This window comes from Stenotrophomonas sp. 05L414_2 (genome assembly GCF_056397905.1).
Genome location: NZ_JBFTOJ010000258.1, coordinates 1 through 3,574 on the forward strand (window position 1 = coordinate 1; position 3,574 = coordinate 3,574).

The following is a 3,574-nucleotide window of genomic DNA, read 5'->3' on the forward strand; positions in this document are numbered from 1 at the left end:
CCGTCCGGGGCCGCGATGCCGGAAGGTTTTCGCCGGGCATGGCCCGGCGCTACCGATCTGTCGCGCCGGTCCTGCATAATCGGGGCATGAGTGTCCTGCGCTTCGACAATGTCAGCAAACAGTACGCCGGTGGCCACGAAGCCCTGACCGATGTCAGCTTCGAGGTCGCGCCGGGCGAAATGCTGTTCGTCACCGGTCACTCCGGGGCGGGCAAGAGCACCCTGCTCAAGTTGATCCACCTCGACGAGCGGCCCAGCCGCGGCGCGGTGATGTTCGACGAGCGCAACCTGCTGAAGGTGCGCGGCGGTGATGTGCCGCGGCATCGACGCGCGGTTGGCGCGGTCTACCAGGACCACCGCCTGCTGATGGACCGCTCCATCGCCGAGAACGTGGCCCTGCCGCTGATCCTGCGCGGTACCCGCCGTGGCGACATCAACAAGCGCGTGCGTTCGGTGCTCGAGCGCATGGGCCTTGGCCACCGCGAAAAGGCGCTGCCCTCGCAGCTGTCGGCCGGTGAGCAGCAGCGCGTCGGCATCGCCCGGGCCATCGTCGGCGAGCCCAAGCTGCTGGTGGCCGACGAGCCGACCGGCAACCTCGATCCCACCCTGGCGGCCGAGATCATGTCCCTGTTCGCCGAGCTGCCTGCGCGCGGCACCAGCGTGCTGGTGGTCAGCCATGACCTGCCGCTGCTGCGCCACATGCGCAAGCGCGTGCTGATCCTCGACCACGGCCGGCTGGTGGACGACATCTCGCCGCAGGATCTGGCGGAGTAACCATGGCCAAGAACGAAAACACCGAAGCTGCTGCGCCGTCGCGCCTGGGCGTGTGGTTCCAGCACCACGTGCACAGCGTGGTGTTCAGCCTCGGCCGTGCCTGCCGCAAGCCGTGGGCGACGCTGCTGACCGTGATGGTCATGGCGCTGGCCCTGGCGCTGCCGCTGGGCCTGTCGATCGCGCTGGACAACCTCAAGCAGTTTGCCGGCAGCGTGCAGCAGTCGCGCGACATCAATGTCTTCCTGAAGGCGGACGTCGACGGCCCGGGTGCGCTGCGCCTGGCCGGGGAGCTGCGCGACCGGCCGGACGTGGCCAGTGTCACCGTGCGCACGCCGGAGCAGGGCCTGGAGGAACTGCGCCAGGCCGGCCTCGGCGAAGCCATCGACGCACTCAACGACAACCCGTTGCCCTCGTTGCTGGTGGTCACCCCCGGCCAGGGCCAGGACGATGCACGACTGGCACGCGCGCTGGAAAGCCTGCCCGGTGCCGACCTGGTGCAGCACGACGCCCTGTGGCGGCAGCGCCTGGATGCCTGGCTCGCGTTTGGTGCGCGGCTGGTGCAGGTGCTGTCGGTGCTGCTCGGCGCCGGTGCCGCGCTGGTGGTCGGCAACACCGTGCGCCTGGACATCCAGGCCCGCCGCGAGGAAATCGGCGTGCTGCAGCTGCTCGGCGCCAGCGATGGTTTCATCCGCCGCCCGTTCCTGTACCTGGGCGCCTGGTATGGCCTGGGCGCCGGTGCGGTCGCGCTGGGCCTGATCGGCATTGCCGGTGCCGCCCTGCGCGCGCCGCTGGCCGAGCTGTCGCGCAGCTACGGCAGCCCGTTCGTGCTGCATGGCCTGGACCTGCTGCATGGCAGCCTGGTGCTGCTTGGCACCTTGTTGCTGGGCTGGCTGGGTGCATGGCTGGTGACCGGCCATTTCCTCCGCCAGACCCGCCCGACCGACACCTGAGACCGGCATGCAACCGCAAGCGCTGAAGCACCTTGAAGGGCCCGCGACGCGGGTGATGGTGGTTGACGGCTCCAAGCTGGTGCGCAAGCTGATCGCCGACGTCCTGCAGCGCGATCTGCCGGGCGTGGAGGTGATCGGCTGCGACAGCATCGAAGACGCACAGCATGCGCTGGCGCAGGGGCCGGTCGATCTGGTCACCACCTCGTTGACCCTGCGCGATGGCGACGGCCTGGCGCTGGCGCGGATGGTGCGCGAAGCGGCAGGGCAGGCCTATGTGCCGGTGATCGTGGTCTCCGGCGACGCCCAGCAGCACCTGGAGCAGCGCCGCTTCACCGAGTACGTCACCGACTACTTCGACAAATCGCTGGGCCACGAAGCCCTGGCGACCTTCGTGCGCGGCTACGTGCAGCCGCAGACCATTCCCGGCGCGACCATTCTCTACATCGAGGACAGCCGGGTGGTGGCCGAGGCGACCAAGCGCATGCTCGAGCGCCAGCAGCTCAACGTGATGCATGTGGTCAGCGCCGAAGAAGCGTTTACCCTGCTCACCGCCGAATCGCTCGGGCGCAGCCGCCATCGCATCGATCTGGTGCTGACCGATGTGACCCTGAAGGGAGAGCTGAGCGGCCGCGACGTGGTGCAGCGCGTGCGCGTGGACTTCGGCTACGGCAAGCGCCGCCTGCCGGTGCTGGTGATGACCGGCGATGGCAATCCGCACAACCAGACCGGCCTGCTCCAGGCCGGCGCCAACGATCTGGTGCTGAAGCCGATCGAAGAGCGCCTGCTGATCACCAAGGTGCTGTTCCAGCTGCGGCTGGCCCGGTTGAATGATGGACCCCTGTTGCGATGACGTGTTGCGATGATCGATGAAGTAGTGGACACCCCGGCGATCCAGCTGGAACCGAGCTGGAAACAGCGTGTGGGCGATTACCTGCTGCAGCCGCAGATGCGCGAGCTGTCCAGCTTCCTGCGGCAGCGCAAGGCCAGCGGTGCGGCGGTGTTCCCGCCTGGACCGCAGATCTTCGCCGCCTTTGATGCGACCCCGTTCGATCAGGTGAAAGTGGTCATCCTCGGCCAGGACCCGTACCACGGCCGTGGACAGGCCCATGGCCTGAGTTTCTCGGTGCAGCCGGGCGTGCCGGTGCCGCCGTCGTTGTTGAACATCTACAAGGAAATCGAGGGTGACCTCGGTATTGCCCGCCCGGACCACGGCTGCCTGATCCCGTGGGCGCAGCGCGGCGTGCTGCTGCTCAACGCGGTGCTGACGGTGGAAGAGGGCAAGGCCGGTGCGCACCAGGGGCGCGGGTGGGAAGGCTTCACCGACCATGTGGTGGACGTGTTGAACCGCGAGCGCGAGGGCCTGGTGTTCATGCTCTGGGGTGCCTACGCGCAGCAGAAGGGCAAGGTGATCGATACCGGCCGCCACCGCGTGCTGAAAGCCCCGCATCCCTCGCCGCTGTCGGCCCACCGCGGCTTCCTCGGCTGCCGTCATTTCTCGATGGCCAACGAGTACCTGCAGCGCCGCGGCCAGGCGCCGATCGACTGGTCGCTGCCGCCGCGGGCGATGCTGGCGCCATCGGGCTGAACGGCGAACAACGCTGCCCCCTGTTGAATGGGCGAAACCGCCACCCGTTCAGCTGCCTTTGACCCGGAATAGCCGCGCTTTCCGGGCTAGTGGGTTGAATTCCAAGGGATTGTGTATCCCGAAAAGCGCGCTCGCCACTGTCATCAAATCGCGTTACGGTAGGGTTCTGTTTGGGACCAGTGTTTCATCAGTGGAATGCTGGAACTTTTTCCTCCTTTAGCAGTCCAAATCCCAGACTGCTAAGATGGGTGCCTATGAGCCAGAAC

The 3,574-nt window shown here is 67.4% G+C and carries 4 protein-coding genes; all 4 read left to right on the forward strand.

Annotation, left to right across the window (positions count from 1 at the left end; all coding sequences use genetic code 11):
• Nucleotides 1-86: 86 nt before the first annotated feature.
• The 4 genes from ftsE to ung are packed head-to-tail and all read left to right on the forward strand — an operon-like array spanning nt 87 to nt 3,308.
• Entirely contained in the window at nt 87-773 is a 687-nt protein-coding gene (gene ftsE, locus AC1DJN_RS21170) for a cell division ATP-binding protein FtsE (RefSeq protein WP_025878609.1), read from the forward strand.
• 2 nt (nt 774-775) lie between these two features.
• Nucleotides 776-1,723 (forward strand): permease-like cell division protein FtsX, encoded by a 948-nt coding sequence (gene ftsX, locus AC1DJN_RS21175; protein ID WP_025878610.1) that lies wholly within the window; start codon nt 776-778, stop codon nt 1,721-1,723.
• Between the two features lie 7 nt (nt 1,724-1,730).
• The gene (locus tag AC1DJN_RS21180) at nt 1,731-2,573 is read left to right on the forward strand and encodes a response regulator (RefSeq protein ID WP_025878611.1); all 843 of its coding nucleotides are present in this window, start codon (nt 1,731-1,733) and stop codon (nt 2,571-2,573) included.
• A 9-nt stretch (nt 2,574-2,582) separates the two neighbouring features.
• On the forward strand, nt 2,583-3,308 hold the full coding sequence (gene ung / locus AC1DJN_RS21185; RefSeq protein WP_032976433.1) for a uracil-DNA glycosylase: 726 nt from the start codon (nt 2,583-2,585) through the stop codon (nt 3,306-3,308).
• The last annotated feature ends 266 nt before the right edge of the window (nt 3,309-3,574 follow it).

What these genes read in the sequence shown, in the direction of transcription:
- AC1DJN_RS21180 (WP_025878611.1), top strand. Translation starts at nt 1,731, where the DNA reads ATGCAACCGCAAGCGCTGAAGCACCTTGAAGGGCCCGCGACGCGGGTG.
- ftsE (WP_025878609.1), top strand. Translation starts at nt 87, where the DNA reads ATGAGTGTCCTGCGCTTCGACAATGTCAGCAAACAGTACGCCGGTGGC.
- ftsX (WP_025878610.1), top strand. Translation starts at nt 776, where the DNA reads ATGGCCAAGAACGAAAACACCGAAGCTGCTGCGCCGTCGCGCCTGGGC.
- ung (WP_032976433.1), top strand. Translation starts at nt 2,583, where the DNA reads ATGATCGATGAAGTAGTGGACACCCCGGCGATCCAGCTGGAACCGAGC.